Raw genomic sequence first — 19,507 nt, forward strand, 5'->3', positions numbered from 1 at the left:
TGTACCGGCTTTGTGATCAAAATCTATCTATATATTGTAGTACCAAACACAACATATAGGGGTGTATCGGTTTTCGGGTTACAAGATAGTGCTATCGAAACGAATTATCAAGGCGCAGATCTTGGGGAACTTGTGGATAAGTGACAAATTTAAAAAAAACAGTAAGTGTCTACTAACTGATAGCGATAGAGCTGACAATAATGGATAAAATTACCGACATATATTTGGTTTATAAGTAACCACAAAAAAAAAAAATTTCTTGATCTTTGATGATTTATTCGTGTGAAAAAAGGGGTGGTTAAAATGGAATCAACACCGCATAATTTGGTTAAAAAAGCACTAAAAAAGGCGGTGAGCTTATGCTACCGCCTGATATCTAGACACAATATATGGTATGTGAGAAATGTTAAAATTTCTGAGTATGAACGATGTAGTTTACATCCACATTAGTACCAAGCTTGTAACTGTCGTTCAAAGGATTGTAGTGCAGACCAGTGATACCCATCTCGGTAAGGTCAGTGTGATCGACCATTTTGATTAGCTCTGCAGGACGGATGAATTTGTCATGGTCGTGCGTGCCTTCTGGCACTATCTTTAATAGCTTCTCTGCGCCGACAATCGCAAATAGGTAAGATTTTAAGTTACGGTTCAGCGTAGAAAAGAACACATGACCGCCGGGCTTAACTAATGCTGCACATGATTTGATTACCGAAAGTGGGTCAGGGACGTGTTCTAGCATTTCCATGCAAGTCACTACGTCATACTTACCGGCGTTTTCAACCGCGTGATCTTCAATCGTGCTTTGGATATAGGTGAGCTTAGTTCCGGTTTCTAGTGCGTGTAGGCGGGCGACTTCTAGAGGCTCTTTCCCCATGTCTAACCCTGTGACGATTGCACCTTCTTTAGCCATGCTTTCAGCCAAAATACCGCCGCCGCAGCCAACATCTAAAACCGTTTTCTCAAACAAGCCGTTGGCATTGTCTAACACATAATTAAGACGAAGAGGGTTGATTTGGTGAAGTGGTTTAAATTCACCTTCAAGATCCCACCAACGAGAGGCCATATCTTCGAACTTTTTGATCTCGTTAGGATCGACATTTTGTGATTGGGTCATAACAACTCTATTTATTAACCAGCATCCTTGGATTGAAGGCATTATACCCGTTAAACACTAACACTCCATAGACGGGATCACTTTTCTCAATTGGTGGATAAAATATAGCCATTTATCAGCAAGATAAATTTCGAGTGTGCAAATTGTCAGCACTTGATTCACAACCAACCTCACAACCTCATAAAAGGAGAGGGAAAGTGATGCCGAACCACTGAAAACTGTGTTATATTTTTGCACCTTAAGCGTATTGTACATACGATCTATAAATAGAGGGATAATGGCTCTATGAGCGATCTAGCGAAAGAGATCACGCCCGTAAACATTGAAGATGAGCTTCGAGGTTCATACCTAGACTATGCGATGTCAGTTATCGTTGGTCGTGCTCTTCCAGATGTGCGTGATGGCCTAAAGCCTGTACACCGCCGCGTTTTATTCGCGATGAATGTACTAGGTAACGATTGGAATAAACCATACAAAAAATCTGCCCGTGTTGTTGGCGACGTAATCGGTAAATATCACCCACATGGTGATAGCGCTGTGTACGATACTATCGTACGTATGGCTCAGCCGTTTTCGCTTCGTTACATGCTAGTCGACGGTCAAGGTAACTTCGGTTCGATCGATGGTGACTCAGCGGCGGCAATGCGTTATACAGAAGTTCGCATGGCGAAAATCGCCCATGAACTTTTGGCTGACCTAGACAAAGAGACTGTGGATTACGTACCGAACTACGATGGTACTGAGCAGATCCCTGCAGTTCTTCCTACAAAAATTCCTAACCTATTGGTAAACGGTGCTTCTGGTATCGCAGTAGGTATGGCAACCAACATCCCACCACATAACCTTGGTGAAGTGATCGATGGCTGTCTTGCATACATCAATAATGAAGAGATCACTATTGATGAACTGATGGACTACATTCCTGGTCCTGACTTCCCTACAGCGGCGCTGATCAGCGGTCGTAAAGGCATCGTAGACGCGTACAAAACTGGCCGCGGTAAAATCTACATGCGCTCTAAAGCGGAAGTCGAAGCGGACAAGAATGGCAAAGAAACCATTATTGTTACTGAGATTCCTTACCAAGTTAACAAAGCTCGTCTGATCGAGAAAATTGCTGAACTGGTTAAAGATAAGAAAGTAGAAGGCATCAGTGCACTACGCGATGAGTCAGATAAAGACGGTATGCGTATTGTTATTGAATGTAAGCGTGATGCAGTGGGCGAAGTGGTTCTAAACAACCTATACGCACAAACTCAACTGCAAACGACTTTCGGCATCAACATGGTTGCACTGAACAATGGTCAGCCACAGCTATTCAACCTAAAAGATATGTTGAAGTGCTTCGTTGATCACCGCCGTGAAGTGGTAACACGTCGTACTATCTTCGAACTTAAGAAAGCGCGCGATCGTGCACATATCCTTGAAGCTCTAGCACTTGCACTGGCGAACATTGATGAAATCATCGAACTGATTCGTAATGCTGCAACACCTGCTGAAGCAAAAGCTGGCTTAGTTGCTCGCGGTTGGGATCTTGGTAACGTTGCTGCAATGCTTGAAAGCGCTGGTACGGATGCGGCTCGCCCTGATTGGCTAGAAGCACAATACGGTATCCGTGACGGTCAGTACTACCTGACAGAGACTCAAGCACAAGCGATTCTTGATCTACGCCTACACAAACTAACGGGCTTAGAGCACGAGAAGATCCTAGACGAATACAAAGCCCTATTGGACGAAATCAAAGAGCTAATGCATATTCTTGCAAGCACTGAGCGTCTGATGGAAGTGATTCGTGAAGAGCTAGAAACAGTTCGTGATGCGTTTGGTGATGTTCGCCGTACTGAAATCACAGCAGCCAGCCATGACATCGACATGGAAGAGCTTATTGCTCGTGAAGATGTTGTAGTGACACTGTCACATGAAGGTTACGTTAAGTATCAGATCCTAAGCGACTACGAAGCTCAGCGTCGTGGTGGTAAAGGTAAGAGTGCAACTAAGATGAAAGAAGAAGACTACATTGAACGTCTTCTCGTCGCGAACACTCACGACAACATCTTATGTTTCTCTACTCGCGGTAAGACTTACCGTCTGAAAGTGTATCAATTGCCATTAGCAAGTCGTACTGCTCGTGGTAAGCCTATCGTCAACATTCTTCCTCTAGAAGACGGTGAGCGCATTACAGCGATCCTACCTGTTGATGAGTTCTCACCAGAGAAGTTCATCTTCATGGCGACAGGTGACGGCACGGTTAAGAAGACGTCTCTAGATCAATTCGCGAATGTACGTGCAAACGGTCTAATTGCCGTTAACCTACGTGATGATGACTCACTGATTGGTGTTGATATCACTAACGGTAACAGCGACATCATGCTGTTCTCTAAAGCGGGTAAAGTTGTTCGCTTTAACGAAGATAAAGTACGTGCAATGGGCCGTACCGCAGCGGGTGTTCGTGGTATGAAGCTTGCTGACGAAGACCAAGTCGTTTCACTGATTGTTCCTTCTAATGAGGGCGATATCCTAACAGTGACACAAAATGGTTACGGTAAGCGTACTGAACTTGCTGAGTACCCAACCAAAGGTCGTGCGACTCAAGGCGTTGTATCTATCAAGGTCTCTGATCGTAACGGTCCTGTCGTTGGTGCAGTACAAGTAGAAGAAGGCGACGAGATGATGATGATCACCGACGCTGGTACTCTAGTTCGTACACGTGTAGCGGAAGTCAGCCAAGTGGGTCGTAACACACAAGGTGTAACGCTAATCCGTACTGCTGAAGATGAGAATGTTGTTGGTCTTCAGCGTATCGATGAAGTTGAAGAGCTTGAATTGCCAGAAGGCGAAGAAGCGGAAGCAACAGAAGCAAACGCGGTAGAAACTTCGGAAGGACAAACTCCTAACGCTGAAGACTCTCAAGAGTAATACTAAAGCACTAATTTAAATGCCGAACTTTATGTTCGGCATTTTTTTTGTCTAAATTTAATAGAGGTCGACCTACGACCATAGAAAATGCGATTTATGTCGCTAAACTATAGGGTACTATTTAGAACATTCGTATTATGATGAAACTCGTGTTCAGTGGGAGAATTGAATAATTAATGAGAATAACCAAAGAGCTGCAACATCTAAATACACAGAATAAAGTCATTAAGTATGGCTTAATGGCGGTTTACACCCTTGCTGTCTATCTCATTTCCTACACACTCATTATGGAACATCAACTGGTTAGTTGGTTCTATCTCATCTTTCCTATTGCGATGCTGGTGGCCTACGTTAGTCAAAGTCACAAGGTGAAACTAAGCGCCTCCATTCTTTCACTCATCGTTTTATTTGGCGGTGGCATTGTTGAGCCATTAAAGCTCGACGCCATAGAAGAATCATTCATTGTCTTACCACTTTGCTACATCATTCTATTCCCAGGCTCTCTATGGCCAATTGCGATTTGTGCAGGCCTTATTGTTAGCTATTTAGTCGACCTACCACCTGAAGAGTTTGACGAATTCATTGAAGATGCGATAGAAGTCGCCTTCATTACGGTCTTTGCGACGATCATGACGTACTTTCAACAAAAATCTGAAAAGCAGTCTTACCAGTATAAAAGGGCAAGTTTAACCGACTACTTAACCAAGTTACCTAACAGAAAAGCATTTTTCGCTGCGGTGGAACGCCTTGAAAGCAAAGGGGAGCTTGATTATGCCGCATTGCAAATTGGGCTGGATAACCTGAAGAATGTTAATGACAATCTTGGCTACGGATATGGCGACCAATTGCTTCTCAAATTTTCACAGAAAGTGGCTAGTGTCGTTGGTGACGATATCAGCTTGTATCGATTAGGAGGGGATGATCTTATCGCGATTATTCCAATACATTCGGGGAATCTAGCACCAGTTGAGAAAATCATGGATGGCTTACGCTTGGATTACGATTCAATTTGTAACATTCATAATACTTCCCACCGCCTAAGATATTATGCGGGAATTGCGTTACTGAGTGACGCACAGAACAACATCAAGGTATGGGGCAAAAATGTCGATGTGGCTTTGGCGAAAAGTAAGAAGCGAGGGGATAGCACTATCCAATGGTATGACGATGAGTTGATGAATGAAACCATCCGAGATCACCAAGTTGAGATTGAGCTGAAAGGTGCGATCGCGAATAAGCAGCTCTATTTGGTTTACCAACCTAAGGTCAATGTTAAAGATGGCAGCATCATAGGCGCTGAAGCCCTTTTACGTTGGCAGCACCCTGATCTTGGATTAGTACCGCCGTTCGACTTTATTGGTATTGCTGAAAAAACCGCTGAGATTATTCCGATCGGCCGATGGGTTATTGAAGAGGCGATTCGACAAGGGTGCGAATGGCATCATAAGGGCTACAATATCTGTATTTCGATTAATGTATCGAGCGTTCAGTTTTCTCACGACGATATCTTTCCCTTTATCAAAGAAACCCTAGAACGCTGCCAGCTCCCCCCTCAGTATTTACAGATTGAAATTACAGAAACTGCCATGATGGATAAGTATTCCCACGTTGCTGAAACCTGCCATCAGCTCAGAGATATTGGGGTTTCCATTGCGATCGATGACTTTGGTGTCGAGTACTCTTCACTCAATTACCTCAAGAAACTGCCTATCGATGTGGTGAAAATAGACAAGTCATTCATTGATGAATGCGTTCAGGATAAGACTGACCACATGATTGTGCGTACCATCATCCAAATGGCGCATAACCTAGGTAAAACAGCCATTGCTGAAGGTGTCGAGTCGAATGAGCAGCTCGTGCTATTAAAAGCAGAAAACTGCCATCAGTTTCAAGGTTACCTTTTCTCAAAACCAATCTTACCTAACGAATTCGAATCGTTACTCAAACGGTAACCGAGCTGAATTTTTTATTCATATTTCTTCATGGCTAAGTGTCAACTTTGAGTATTTGTCAGGCTCTTGACGCCATAAAAATGCCGTAAATACAAGCATCTATTAAATTTATTAAAAATAGTCGAAATTTCGTGCGTAAGTGTTTTCTTACTTGTAAACTCAGCGCTCCCTAACTGTTCCCAAACCTTTTATTGACACTATGAAACTTTCTTTAAAACAGAAACTGATTGGCGCTAGCCTATTGGCTGTTGTGCTAATGGCAAGTGCACTGACTTGGCTGTCTGCGGACCAGCTATATAAACAAACACGAAACGGCGTTTATGCTCGTGCTGACAGCCTAGCGACCGCGGCATCAGAAGGCATCTCTGATTGGATTGAAATTCGAAAAGACATCGCGACTGCATTTAACGATTACAGCCAAGAAGCTGATGTTGTTCCCTATTTACAGCAAGCTCGCAAAGCGGGTGGGTTCGATGATATTTTCTTAGGTACACCGGAAGGCGGTATGTACCGTTCACACCCTGAGCGTAATCGAGCTGACTATGACCCTCGCGTACGTCCTTGGTATATCGATGCAAACAATGCGGGCAAACAAATCGTAACGACCGCGTATAAAGATGCGATCACCAATGCACTCCTTGTCACGATCGCAGAGCCGATTCGTCGCAATGGACAATTTGTTGGTGTTGTGGGTGCCGATGTTTTGATTGACCAGTTGATCAATGACGTTATTAACCTAGACGCGGGTGATAATGCTTACGCAATGCTGATCGGTACTCAAGACGGCACGTTCCTCGCTCACCCGGATAAAGCACTTTCACTACAACCGGTTACAGCATTGTCTAAAGAATTAAGCTTACGTGCGATAGAAGACGCAGCGAATTCTGGTTCGATAGAGATTGTGAAACGTGGCGGTGTAGAAAAACTGTATTACTTCACTAAAGTGGAAGGTACCGATTGGATTTTTGCTATCGAAATGGACCGTGCGACTGAAGAAGCTGCCCATACCGAGCTACTACAAAGCCTAATCATCACAGCAATCGTTATTACGCTTATTGTAATCGCAGTGGTTTCTTGGTTGGTTAACTTCCTATTCCGAGATTTAGTTCGAGTTTCTGACGCACTGGAAGAAATTGCCTCTGGTGAAGGTGACCTTACTCAACGTCTAGAACCACGCAGTGATGATGAAGTCGGCCAATTGGCAAACAACTTCAACATCTTTGTAGGCAATATGCATGCGATGGTAACCAAACTGAGTGTGGTTTCTGCTTCTCTTTCCGAGCAGTCAAAGCAGACCGCGCAACAAGCGGAAGAACGTAGTGCACGTATCCGTCTACAACAAGACGAGATTAACATGGTAGCTACCGCGATCAACGAGATGGCAGCAGCTACCCAAGAGATTGCCGGTAATGCTGACAACACGGCGCAAAATTCTTCTGAAGCCGTGACTGCGTGTGTGCATGGTGGTGAGCAAGTTGTTCAAACTCAAGGCTCGATCCAGAACCTAGCGACTGAAGTTCAAGTGGCGACGGAAGTTATTCAAGAGCTTGAAGTTCACGGCAACAGCATCAACACGATCTTGTCGACAATCCAAGACATCGCTGAGCAAACAAACTTGCTTGCACTTAACGCAGCCATTGAAGCGGCTCGTGCGGGTGAACAAGGTCGCGGCTTCGCAGTAGTAGCCGATGAAGTTCGTGTTCTAAGCCAACGCACTCATGCTTCAACGCAAGAGATTCAACAGATGATTGAAACGCTGCAAGGTACGACTGGTAAAGCAGTAAGCATTATGGGCGATAGCCGTCAGCTTGCCGATACGAGCGTGGCTGACGCAGATTCAGCGGCGGTTAGCCTGACTCAAATTCAGACAGCTGTTGAACGAATTAGCGATATGGCGACACAAATTGCGTCTGCAGCGGAAGAACAAGCATCTGTAACGTCAGAGATTACACGCAATACGGTTGGTATTCGTGATGTGTCAAATGAACTGGCTGATGAAGCACACGATGCAGCATCACAAGCTGCCCAGCTCTCAGAACTTTCTCATGAGCTAGAGCAAGAGATTCAACGCTTTAAGTTGTAACTCTTACTCACAGACTTCCAAGCCCCGTTCCTCGGGGCTTTTTTATGTCTGTCATTAGCCTCAGCAGCTAATCCGTGGTCTAAACTTTTAGAGTAAGAGCAAGGAGAATGAATGATGGAACGATTATTACGAGTGTTGATGATTGGGGTAATGGCAGTTTCGTTGAGCAGCTATGCAGAAGAAGAAACCGAAGACGAATCTGACGTAACTAAATCACCACCTGCGATTGGTGAACTTGATACTGATGGCGATGGGGTCGTGTCAGAAGAAGAGTTTAACCTATTCCGTGGAAGTGGTGAGGAAGAAGAGGAAGACGAAGATGGTGGCCTTAGCGCCTTTGCGTCATTCGATAGGGATCGAGACGGCGTCGTGACTGAAGCAGAGCTAGCCGCCCACCCCAAATATTCTAATCCAGGCAATGGCACAGGGGAGTTGAAAGCCCTTAAGCAAGAGGCTCAAACGAACTCGAATCGTGCGGAGTCTAAAGGGCAAAATAAAAGCAGTAGCCAAGGTAATAGAGGAAACAGCGGGAATAAAGGGAATAGTGGTAATAAAGGGAATAGTGGTAATAAAGGGGGAGGGAGCAGTAATAAAGGCGGCAAAGATAAATAGTGAATACAAAAACGCGCTCAAAAAAAGAGCGCGTTTTAAAATACTCTCAGCGAGTAAAGCTTAATCAATCAAGCCATAGTCACGAGCAAGAACGTCGATGATTTCTTGTTTAGGGTTCTCACTTAACGTGATCTTCTCATCGGTAATCTTTTCTGCGAGCCCAATGTATGTCTTAGAAATTGCCTGTAGTGCGTCAAGAGGAAGGGCATTCTCGCGAGCAAGCGCTTCGCGCTCATCCATGCGCTCTTTGTTTAGCAGGATATCTGGGTCAGGGAAGTGGTTAAGTAAGAACTGACGAAACCCTTCTTTTGAGTTTTCGACAATGTTACCAGCTTCATACTCTTTCTCGTCCCAAATACGAGAGGAATCAGGGGTACCGACTTCATCCATATAGATAAGCTTTTCATTACCAGCTGCGTCATGCACGTAGCCAAACTCAAACTTGGTATCTACAAAGATTTGGTCAACTTGCGCGAGTGCATCGCTAATCACGACAAACCCTTCGCGAAGTAGCTTTTCGTATAATGCGATATCTTCGGCTTTTGAAAAGTTAAAGGCTGCAAAGTTATCTTCAATGTTCTGGCGAGTAATGTTGACATCATCGGCTTCAGGTACGCCCGGAATCCCTTTTAAAATGCCTTTCGTTGATGGTGTCATGAGCAGTTCTGGCAGAGCTTTATCTTTTTGTAGATTTTCTGGAAGTTGAATACCACAGAATTCACGCTCGCCTTTATCGTATGCACGCCACATTGAACCAGTGATATATTGGCGACAAATTGCCTCAATCATGATCGGTTTGGCTTTTTGAACAATCCAAACGAACGGGTGAGGGATATCTAGAATGTGACTGTCAGCAAGGCCATTATCTTTAAACAGCTTAAACCAGTGGTTAGAGATAGCATTGAGTGCAGCGCCTTTACCCGGTACGCCTTGTAAGCCACCTTCAGCGTGCCAAATACAATCGAATGCAGAGATGCGATCACTGATCACCATGATAGCAAGTGGGGCATCTGGTGCTACGTCGTAGCCTTTCTCTTTAATCAGACGTTTGCTGTCTTCTTCTGTTAGCCAATATACAGAGCGAACTTTGCCACTGTGAACCGGTTTATCAGTACGAATTGGAAGATCATCATTTACGGCAAGAACTTGGTCAGCGAGACTCATCTAGACATTCCTATCTTAAAGCAACGTGGAAATTATCATTAGAGATAATGGATTTGAGTCGCATGATACCAGAACTATTTGTGGCTACCAGAGAAAAAGCAAACGTTTGCTTAATTTTTTACTTATCGCTTAAAGTTCGCTTGATGATTAGCCAAAAAAGAAAACCCCCTCGTAGGGAGGGGGCAAAAGGCAGTGACTATCGTTGAGCTTGTTAATGGTACTGGTTAACTCTGCCCTCAACGAAAAAGACTTCACACTGAAACTGATGAGCAAGTGAGACTAGCAAACTCTGCTCGACAGCTGGAATATTGGTCGATGCGACTACAGCACTCGCATTACCAGATTGAATCGCTTTTTTTACAATCTCAAACTCGCTCTGAGTATGAGAAGGTTTCATCTGAATGATCTTTTGGCAGCTAATATGAGACGCAGCAAACTGGTCGTAATTAGGGCGAGGGCATTCAGAGGTAAATAAAATCCACTGGCTCTGATCGGACAGGCCTGCAAGACGATGTAACGTAGAATGGTCAATATTCATTGGCTGAGTTGGTTGAGCAAGAGCATTAAACTTAGAGAATGCGCGAGCTGTCTGTTGTGCCTGAATCATAATAACTGTTCCTTTGTACATGCTGTATGCTTATACAGTAGTTATTTTTGGCTTTATGATCAAGTTTTTTTGTGTATTTTTTCAGCGTAAAAAAGTGAAAATAAGCATGGGTTTTTATTTAAGTTATTGATTGTAAATAGTTATGAGGATTTTCTTGTGATGGGGAGTATTCAATTTGAAAAGTAGAAATGTGATAAAGCGCACGTGGTTTTATACAGTGTTATACAGTAGTGCTGTATAACACTGGATAAAAGAAAGGAGTAATTAAATTAGAGGAAACGTTCGGGATAGTCGCTAAAGATTGCATCTAGCCCGTGTTTATATCGCAAAGAGTTGGGGTTATTCACGGTATAGCACCACACCTGATAGCCCTCTTTTTTTAGCTGTGCGATCTGGCGCTGGGTCACTGATTTGTAGTTTAAGTTACAACTAAATGCCGCGACTTCTCTTAGCAATGCTTTGTCTGCTGACTTGAGCCGTTCGCTCAATACGCCTAAACGTGCTTGTGGCAGACGAATTCGTAACTGACGCACTACCTCATGATCAAAGCTCGAAAAAATAAGTTTATCGAGGCTCACATCGGATTGGACAATCACTTCCTGAACTAAATCGCACACCTTACTCGGATCGTGGTGATCGATTTTGACTTCTATATTGAGGGAAAGATTGTGTGATTTGGCGATAGAGAGGAGTTCAGGCAGAGTCAGTATTTCCTCATTATTATGGGATGAGTTGAACCAAGAACCAAAGTCATAGGTCTTTAACTCGTCAAGGGTGAGCTCATCGACTCTTCCGCTGCCATTGGAACAGCGGTCAACGGTATGGTCATGACAAACGACCAAGTGATTGTCTAGTGTGGGCTGAACGTCGACTTCAACCCAATCTAAACCCAGTGTTACAGCCTCTTGAATGCTGGCTAACGTGTTTTCAGGAAAGCGTCCTGCTACGCCTCGGTGCCCAACAATAATCATAGTGAAATTCGATAGAATAGTCGTGCTACATAGAGTAACTCTAAATGAAAATTTTGAGTAGATATGTCGTAGCTATTCGTTGATGAATCTGACACTATCGGCTCATAAATTATAAAATTATTACAATAAAGAGACTCGACTTTGAACGCTGAAAATAAAGCTGCTTGGATACTCGTCGCCACCACTGCATTAGCAGGGCTTGGGTGGATTTTTTCTAAGGAAGCCATTCAAGGATTACCACCGTTTGGTTTCGTAGGGTTGCGCTTCTTAGTGGCCGCTATGTGTCTATTCCCCCTATGTTTTAAGCAAGTGCCTCAACTGACACTTGAACTGCTCTCGCAAGCCGTTGGGGGCGGAATGATCCTTGCGCTTGCGCTACTCAGTTGGGTATACGCGATTTCGATAAGTAAAACCTTGGGTGAGGGGGCATTCATTGTGAGCTTATCGATGATCATTGTGCCAATCATTGCATGGGTACTCTATAAGGAAAGACCTAAACGGGCATTTTGGATTTCAATGCCTATCGCCGTCAGTGGCTTGGCCATGCTGTCGTTAACCGATGGTTGGAATAACTCTACTGGCCAAGTTTGGTTTTTAGCAAATGCTTGTCTACTTGCGCTGCATTTTAATGTGAACAGTAAACTTGCCCAAAAGATCCCAGTACTTTTGTTAACGGCCATTCAGCTATGTGTGACTGGTGTGATTGCATTAATAGCGTCAGCATTTTTTGAAACCATCCCAAGTCATGTTGAGACCTCAATATGGGGTTGGTTTGCTCTGAGTGCTTTGCTCGCAACCAGTTTGAGATATGTGATGCAAACGCTAGGACAGAAGGGATGTAATCCAGGCAATGCAGCGCTTATCATGCTGCTTGAACCGATTTGGACCGTCATCTTAAGTATCCTTTGGTATGGCGAGCAGCTCTCTAGAAATAAATTGATTGGCTGTAGCTTGATCTTATTGGCGCTGATTTTTTACCGCACTGACGGTAAACTGCTGAAATTCATTAAACGCACACCAACGAAATAAACGCTGTCAGTCGCCTGCTAGCGGCAGTAACACGATGAAAGCTTATGATCAAAAACAAATAACGGTCAGTTAGCGGGGTATTCTATCGTTTCTTGATTGTGTTTATCGTGCTTCAAGATTAGAATGCGAACCTTTTTCAATTGTACTGTTATTCTCATGTCTAGAGTGTTAGTTGTTGACGATGATGTCGAGCTGTGTGAACTACTTACCGATGTATTGGAAGTAGAAGGTTATCAAGTCGAGAGTGTCCATTGTGGAGAGAGTGCTCTGAGGTTCATCGAGAAGACCCCAGTCGATCTTGTACTACTGGACGTGATGCTACCTAAGCTCAATGGCATGCAAGTCGCGCGAAAAATTTGCCAACGTTTCGCAACCCCCATTTTAATGCTAACCGCGCTCAGTGACGAGGCATCGACGTTAGATGGTTATCAGTCCGGTGCCGACCAGTACATCACCAAGCCTTTCAAAGTGCCAGAACTGCTGACTCGAATTAAAGCTATATTTCGCCGAGTGGGTCTTGAAAAGCAGCGTCATTCCTTCAGTTTTAGCGATGGTGTGCAAGCGGAGATCCCAAATCTCCCTCTAACAGGAACAGAAGCGGATTTGCTTCACTATCTTGTGAATAGAGAGGGGATGGTCATCTCGAAAGCAGAACTTCAAATAGAAGTGCTCAAAAAAGAGTTAAGCCCATTCGACCGAAACTTAGATATGCATGTCAGCAACTTGCGCCGTAAGTTTATTGAAGCTGGGCTATCCAAGCAGCACATTAAAACGGTTCGTGGTAAAGGATATAGCTTTGTTGGCAATGTAGGTTAACGATCAATGATGACCTTGAAGTGCCCATTGAGCATATCAAAGCGCAAAGACTCGCTGTTTTTTCAGCTTTTTAGCTATATGTCAGCGGTGATCATCAGCATTATTCTTTTGCAAGCTCTAGCGGAAAAAGCGTTGGTTAGCGCAGTCTTGAAAGTGCCTTCCGAGCTAAAACATCAAATCGAATCACTTGCTCAGCAAGCCAATATCTTGATTGAAGAAGGTGACATGGATGAACTTGCGGATTGGGGCAATGCTCAGCCTTTTTATCTATTTGTACTTAATGATCATAATCAGCCACTCTCGCACCGAAAAATGCACCCTCACTTTGAGTTCAAGCTACGTTTTCTCCGAGAGCTCAATGGCCCGCTTAACGATAGAGTCAGTAAGCCGCTAATTGGTGTCAGGTTGGTGAAAGGCAATACACTGGTGGTTCAACTGCCCAGTGAGCAGCACCCAGCCCATCAGTTTATTATCTATTTTGCGATCATCAAGGTCGTGATCGTCGTGGCGATGTTGTCGCTCTTTTCACTGATCTTAGCGCGAAAATTACAAACCCCACTCGATAGACTTAGAGAGGCCAGCCGCCGATTAGCGTCTGGTGACTTTAGCGTGAATGTCGTTACTGAACTCAATTCTAAAACCACAGAATTTAATGATTTAGCGCGTGACTTCGATGATATGACGAAAGAGATTCATGCTCTGTCTGAAAGACAAAAACGTTTAATACGCGATGTTTCACATGAACTTCGAACACCATTGGCACGTCAGAACCTAGCACTTCACCTGTTGAGAGCCAAGTCCCCCTCGTCTAGTCACGCCATTGTCGACAGGCTAGAGAGAGAGGTCGATCAAATGGATGAGTTAGTGGGAGAAATATTGGAGTTTAGCCGCTTAGAGAACTCTCGTTATGCGTCGCAGTGTCATCCGGTCAGCTTGGAAGGAATCATCTCGAACCAAGTCGCGCAAAGTCGCCTTCAATTGAAAGAGTCGCAACAAATTAATGTCAACCGAAGTGAGCCTATACCATTAGTGATGGCGGATGAACGATTGGTATTACGGTGTTTGAGCAACTTGCTTTCTAACGCCATCAAATATGCAGGTGATACTGCCCAAATCGATGTATCGATGTACCCATTGAGTGAACACCCAATGGATAAGGTAGTGATTGAAGTCTCGGACAACGGTGGTGGCATTCCTCAACATCAACTCGATACGATCTTCCTACCTTTTACTCGACTTGAATCGGCACGAGATAAACAGAGTGGCGGCTATGGATTAGGGCTTGCGATTGTCAAAGAGTCGATGAAGTTAATGAAAGGGGAAGTAAGGGCCTCGAACCGCAGTGAAGGTGGCCTGAGAATACAGCTTGTCTTTATGAATTAAGCGGTGTGACTTTCTACCATTTTCCGTTGATTATAATTTAGTCACTATCATTGGTTTGAACTATAGTTTACCTAGTGAGAGTGGCTTTTTCATTATATAGAATGAGGAGTATCAACAACCTCAGCCTTTGTGATGATTGCTACCGTGTAAGGCTAGTAAATTGACCGCATAAGCGGTAGAGGGGGAGCAATGGAATCATGCGACTACCCAAAACCTAAAGGGAAACAGAAGGGCTTAACATTAGTCCTTATGTCTATGAGTATGATTGCGTTTGTTGGTATTGCGGCGCTTTCGATTGATGTCTCTCACTTTGTTGTTAACCAAACTCGTCTCCAGAATGCCGTAGATACGATTGCGATAGCGGGTGCATCCGTCGCCAATCGAAGTCAGCAAGCCTCGACAACACAAGCAGCGATCGTTGAATCCTATAATAAAGTGACGGATTCTGACGGTAACGATGAAATAAAACTGACGGCTTCGGGCGATACCCTCAATTCCCTCTCCATTGAATACTCCGATACCCCTAATAGTGGGTTTTCTTCTACATTCCCAGCTTCTGCTGACATGGTTTATGTCAGGGTAGAAGTCTCTGATGTCGCGCTTAACGATTTTTTCCTCGACCTGTTTGGGATCAGTAAAACCGTTTCAGCAAGTGCTGTCGCAGGCCCGGTGTATATCGATGGGACAGCGAACATTCTTCCGATAGGGATGTGCGAAGGGAGCGATGTCGGCCCGTCGGGGTACGAGGTCGGTAAGGCCTATGAGATCAAAACGGGCAGCCAGTCGGATGATCCTGATGGATTAGGTGCAGGTAACTACCACCTTTTGGATGTAGGTAGTGGTAAATCAGCGGTAAGTGATGCATTGGTTGGGAAAAATACCGTGGTCGTTTCAATTGGTGACGATATTGATTCTGAAACTGGTAATGCAGTTGGGGCGACAGAAGATATTGATACTCGTTTTGATGGTGGCACGGTAGATAGCGTTTATTATCCACCTGATTTGGTGACAACGGAGCCGAGTCCAGCCATAACCACCGACAATATCGCCGATCACAATGACTCGAGCGCTGTCGATAAGTGGACTTACGAGGAATATGTCACCCAAACTAATGCCTGCATGACTGACAGCGACTGTAACTCCGCTGGTGGTTCGGCTTGGCGACGAGTCCTTCCTGTTCCCATTTTGGATTGTGATTCAGCCTCTAAATCTGGCGGTAAAATCGAGTTTACCGTAACGAGTATTGGCTGCTTTTTCATGATTCAGCGTTACGATTCATCTCAAGAATCAGGAAAAAAAGGTCAACAAAGTATTTTCGGTGAGTTTATTGAGAATTGCTCTGTGGTCGAAGGCGGTTCGTCAGACGCCAATACCGGGGTAACTCGAATTGTCCTTTATAAAGATCCGTCGTCAGTAGGAGGAGGATCTTAGCCGTGAACGTGAAGAATAAGCAGAAAGGACTAGCCGCCGTTGAGCTGATCATTGGATTACCCGTCCTGATGCTATTTCTAGTGGCGGTGATTGAAATCGCGCGTATCTATGTCGAAATGAACACGCTTAATAAGGCCGTGAGAGTAGGCGCTCGATATGCGATGAGCGTCAGTGAAATGTCTGGTTGTGGCCCGGTGATGAACGAACAAGGTGACATCAAACAATTGGTCGTTTATGGCACATTAGAGGCAGGTGCTGCGGCGCGAATAGATAGCCTAACGACGAACGATGTCACGGTCAGTTGCGAAAACAACCAATTCGTTACGGTGACCGCGTCCCACACCTTTGTACCGCTCTTCAGAGATACGCTACCCAATAGTGAGCTTTCTTTGGCTCTACCAATGAATGCGACGACTGTAATGAGGTTGGACCCATGAAAAACGAGCGTGGTATTACCATTGTGGAATTTACCTTGATGTCGTCGTTTTTGATGCTAATTTTGCTTGCGATTGCGTCGATTGGTTACTTTATGTTTTCAATGCAAGCGGTGAGTGAGTCAGTCAGAGCTGCCGCTAGAATGGCTTCGGTATGCCAAATGCACGATTCCGATATCAACACTTTCATCTCTGACAATGCCTATATTTCTTCCATGGTCGCAGAAAACATAGAAATAGAATACTTGGATGGGAGTGGGACTGTGCTCGTCGCGCCTGATTCAGAAGACGTTCGTTTTGTCCGAGCAAGAGCCAAAGATATGGATTACCGATTCGTTGCTTTGCTTTCGTTCATTGGTGAGAGTGGAGTGATTGATATGCCAAGTTTCGAAACGACCATCCCCAGTGAAAGCCTAGGCATGGTACCGAATGACTCCAATACTGACTGTTAGCGAGTGGCTTTTCCTTAAACCCATCTCTTATCTTTACAATTCTATAAACCGTAAAGTTTGTAAATTTAATGCAAATGATATTGGTTATCACTTATATTCCGATCCGTTGAAAAAATGAAGCAGCGAAGATAAATGCTGCCATTAAAAAAATGGAGAGAAATATGTTCACTAAGAGTCAGTTAGCACTTGTTATTGGTGCGGTACTCGCGACTCCAGCAGTGGTTGCTGAGACGATGAAAACTGATGAGCACATGGTGGTTGAAGGCCGTGATTATGGTTACAAGGCTGATACGAATACCGGTGCTATGCGTATGGAGGCGACTCAGTTAGAGACCCCTGGGCAAATCGCTATTATCGACGAGCAGCTAATTGACGAACAGCGAGCAAGTACGCTTGGTGATGTACTAAAGAACGACGCGAGTGTGAGCGCGGGTGGTACAAGCCGAAATCGCGAGCGTTTCTCATTGCGTGGTTTTGAAGTTCAAAGCTCTTCTGGTTTCCTGCGTGACGGTCATCAACATTGGTCTCATTACCGTCAACCGGTTGAATTGCTTGAACGTGTTGAGGTGGTAAAAGGTCCATCTGGTCTTCTGTACGGCGTGTCAGCGCCGGGCGGTCTGATCAATATGGTCACTAAGAAACCCACATACGACACACAAGTTACCGTTAGCCAAGACATTGGTTCAAATGACCATTCGCGTACTACAGTAGATGTGAGTGGGGCACTGAACGATGACGAGACGCTTCGTGCTCGTACTATAATCTCAAAAGAGAGCTACAGCTCATGGCGCACCTATGGTGATGGCTCTAAACCACAAACGGAACGCCTAGTTGCGGGTCTGTTTGTTGATTACGACCTCACTGACGATGTCACTGTGTCTGTTCATTATGATAAGACTAACGATGAAGGCAGCGTAGACTCAGGCGCGCTTTACACGCTCGATGGTCAGCGTGTGGGTAGCAAAGAGCACATCTGGGACGCACAGTGGTCGAAGATCGAGAATGATGTAGAAAACGTCGGCTTCAATGTTAATGCCAACCTTTCTGACGTTTGGACACTAAACACAGGCTTCAACTATCAAGACTTTGAGCGAATTGACGTTGAAAGTTACCCAAGCTTTGCCAATCTAAACCCTGATGGCAGCGGAACTGTCACGCAAGGTGGTAACTACCGTCATGATAAATGGCGTTTTAGAACCGGTTACCTAGACTTAGTTGCAGATACTAATTTTGCAGGTATGGATCATAAGGTTCTGTTCGGTGGCAACTGGTTAGGTTATAGCTACGAGCGTGGCATGCATAGCTTTAATAGCGGTGAGTACGCCCCAGGTGCTACCGTACCTGTACAAGTTCCAGGCGAAACAAACCTAGCACCAAAAGGCCGTTACGACACTTGGGGCTTCTATGCTCAAGACATGATGACATTGAACGATCAGTGGCAGCTTCTAGCGGGTGTACGTTTTGACCGTAAAGTTCAAGATGGCGTAGCTGAAGAGAACGTAGCGCCGAAACTTGGTGTGATTTTCCACCCTGCGGATAACGGCAGCATTTACGCTTCTTATTCTGAAAGCTTTGAGCCGCAAGGCCAAGTATCAAGCGGCAGCCGTACTTACATTAATGACGGTGAGCTACTGGATGCCGCAATTGGTAAAGCCTACGAAGTGGGTACAAAGTGGGAGCTACTAGACGAACGCTTGTTTGTTTCTGGTGCGCTATTTGATATTACCCAAGAGAACATTGAGCTTGATGTAGAAGATCCAGCATCAGGTGATTACGTTGTCACACAAGGCGGTCAACAAGAACACCGTGGTGCAGAGCTTGCCGCACAAGGTTTCTTGACAGACAAATGGTCACTGTCAGGTTCTGCGATGTACATTGATGCAGAAATCAAAAACCATGAGACTTACGCAGGCAATCGCCCAGTTGACGTACCTGAGTTTGCAGCAACAGTTTGGTCTACCTATGCAGCAACAAACGATGTTGATGTTAACCTAGGTGTAATTTACGAAGGTTCTCGCTACGGCGATGAAGCAAATACGTTCAAGAAAGACGCTTACACTCGTGTTGATATGGGCCTAGCATACACATATAAGTACGATGCTGACCTAGACATGATTGCACGCTTCACCGTTGAAAACCTGTTTGATACCGACTACCTAGCAGGTGGTGGTTCAACGTCAAGCAAGCACCAGTATGCTGAAGATGTTGTAGTCGGTGAGGGCCGCAACTACATGGCAACAGTACAGATTAAATACTAGGGTCTGTTGATTTTTCGTGGTTAAATTTTGTTCGAGCAAAAAGCATTTTAGACGCGGCGAGTGGTTTGAAGCCTAGTGGGTCTAAGTAAAAAACACTCAACAAAGTATAAAATGCTTTTGGCCGAACCCTTCGGGCAGCGTTTGTGGATTCTTTCTGCTGCGTTATCGGCTTATCAGGTAGGGCGACTACACTTCAAAGCCTCTGCCTTGCATAAAAAGCCCACAAACTGCTGCAAAAATCATCTCGAAAGGTCAACAGACCCTATCAATAAACAATTAGTATAGATG

Annotated in this window: 15 protein-coding genes; 11 read left to right on the forward strand and 4 right to left on the reverse strand. The window is 44.7% G+C overall.

The window, feature by feature from the left end:
* Window positions 1–406: 406 nt before the first annotated feature.
* On the reverse strand, window positions 407–1,114 hold the full coding sequence (ubiG, locus tag EJ063_RS08140) for a bifunctional 2-polyprenyl-6-hydroxyphenol methylase/3-demethylubiquinol 3-O-methyltransferase UbiG (RefSeq protein ID WP_126573777.1): 708 nt from the start codon (window positions 1,112–1,114) through the stop codon (window positions 407–409).
* 285 nt (window positions 1,115–1,399) lie between these two features.
* Between ubiG and gyrA the strand changes: the two genes are divergently transcribed.
* The 4 genes from gyrA (at window position 1,400) to EJ063_RS08160 (ending at window position 8,674) form a co-directional block, all read left to right on the forward strand.
* On the forward strand, window positions 1,400–4,027 hold the full coding sequence (gene gyrA / locus EJ063_RS08145) for a DNA topoisomerase (ATP-hydrolyzing) subunit A (protein ID WP_126573778.1): 2,628 nt from the start codon (window positions 1,400–1,402) through the stop codon (window positions 4,025–4,027).
* Window positions 4,028–4,203: 176 nt separating this feature from the next.
* Window positions 4,204–5,979: a putative bifunctional diguanylate cyclase/phosphodiesterase gene (locus EJ063_RS08150; protein ID WP_126573779.1), complete on the forward strand. Its 1,776-nt coding sequence runs from the start codon at window positions 4,204–4,206 to the stop codon at window positions 5,977–5,979.
* Between the two features lie 199 nt (window positions 5,980–6,178).
* On the forward strand, window positions 6,179–8,062 hold the full coding sequence (locus tag EJ063_RS08155) for a methyl-accepting chemotaxis protein (RefSeq protein ID WP_126573780.1): 1,884 nt from the start codon (window positions 6,179–6,181) through the stop codon (window positions 8,060–8,062).
* Between the two features lie 111 nt (window positions 8,063–8,173).
* A complete protein-coding gene (locus EJ063_RS08160; protein WP_341866948.1) occupies window positions 8,174–8,674 on the forward strand; it encodes an EF-hand domain-containing protein in 501 nt (166 codons plus the stop codon).
* 60 nt (window positions 8,675–8,734) lie between these two features.
* Here the strand turns inward: EJ063_RS08160 and EJ063_RS08165 are convergent, their stop codons facing one another.
* From EJ063_RS08165 to EJ063_RS08175, 3 genes are all read right to left on the reverse strand, one after another.
* A complete protein-coding gene (locus EJ063_RS08165; RefSeq protein ID WP_126573781.1) occupies window positions 8,735–9,838 on the reverse strand; it encodes a phosphoribosylaminoimidazolesuccinocarboxamide synthase in 1,104 nt (367 codons plus the stop codon).
* A gap of 211 nt (window positions 9,839–10,049) precedes the next feature.
* On the reverse strand, window positions 10,050–10,445 hold the full coding sequence (locus EJ063_RS08170) for a SulA-like leucine-rich domain-containing protein (protein ID WP_126573782.1): 396 nt from the start codon (window positions 10,443–10,445) through the stop codon (window positions 10,050–10,052).
* A gap of 269 nt (window positions 10,446–10,714) precedes the next feature.
* Entirely contained in the window at window positions 10,715–11,416 is a 702-nt protein-coding gene (locus tag EJ063_RS08175; protein WP_126573783.1) for a glycerophosphodiester phosphodiesterase family protein, read from the reverse strand.
* A gap of 141 nt (window positions 11,417–11,557) precedes the next feature.
* On the opposite strand from EJ063_RS08175, the gene EJ063_RS08180 reads away from it, so the two are divergent.
* The 7 genes from EJ063_RS08180 to EJ063_RS08210 all read left to right on the forward strand — a co-directional run bounded on the left by EJ063_RS08180 (window position 11,558) and on the right by EJ063_RS08210 (window position 19,219).
* The gene (locus tag EJ063_RS08180) at window positions 11,558–12,445 is read left to right on the forward strand and encodes a DMT family transporter (RefSeq protein WP_126573784.1); all 888 of its coding nucleotides are present in this window, start codon (window positions 11,558–11,560) and stop codon (window positions 12,443–12,445) included.
* A gap of 156 nt (window positions 12,446–12,601) precedes the next feature.
* Window positions 12,602–13,261, forward strand: a complete 660-nt coding sequence (locus tag EJ063_RS08185) for a response regulator transcription factor (protein ID WP_126573785.1) — start codon at window positions 12,602–12,604, stop codon at window positions 13,259–13,261.
* Between the two features lie 6 nt (window positions 13,262–13,267).
* Window positions 13,268–14,644: a sensor histidine kinase gene (locus EJ063_RS08190; protein WP_126573786.1), complete on the forward strand. Its 1,377-nt coding sequence runs from the start codon at window positions 13,268–13,270 to the stop codon at window positions 14,642–14,644.
* A gap of 189 nt (window positions 14,645–14,833) precedes the next feature.
* A complete protein-coding gene (locus EJ063_RS08195) occupies window positions 14,834–16,075 on the forward strand; it encodes a TadE/TadG family type IV pilus assembly protein (RefSeq protein ID WP_126573787.1) in 1,242 nt (413 codons plus the stop codon).
* 2 nt (window positions 16,076–16,077) lie between these two features.
* On the forward strand, window positions 16,078–16,512 hold the full coding sequence (locus EJ063_RS08200) for a TadE family protein (RefSeq protein ID WP_244225165.1): 435 nt from the start codon (window positions 16,078–16,080) through the stop codon (window positions 16,510–16,512).
* Window positions 16,509–16,961 carry a TadE/TadG family type IV pilus assembly protein gene (locus EJ063_RS08205; RefSeq protein WP_126573788.1) on the forward strand — a complete coding sequence of 151 codons (453 nt, stop codon included), beginning with the start codon at window positions 16,509–16,511 and terminating at the stop codon, window positions 16,959–16,961. Before EJ063_RS08200 ends, EJ063_RS08205 begins: the two co-directional genes overlap by 4 nt.
* A gap of 161 nt (window positions 16,962–17,122) precedes the next feature.
* Window positions 17,123–19,219, forward strand: coding sequence for a TonB-dependent siderophore receptor (locus EJ063_RS08210; protein WP_126573789.1), 2,097 nt, complete (start codon window positions 17,123–17,125; stop codon window positions 19,217–19,219).
* Window positions 19,220–19,507 lie beyond the last annotated feature (288 nt).

This window comes from Vibrio aquaticus, from assembly GCF_003970385.1.
Taxonomy (GTDB): Bacteria; Pseudomonadota; Gammaproteobacteria; order Enterobacterales; family Vibrionaceae; genus Vibrio; species Vibrio aquaticus.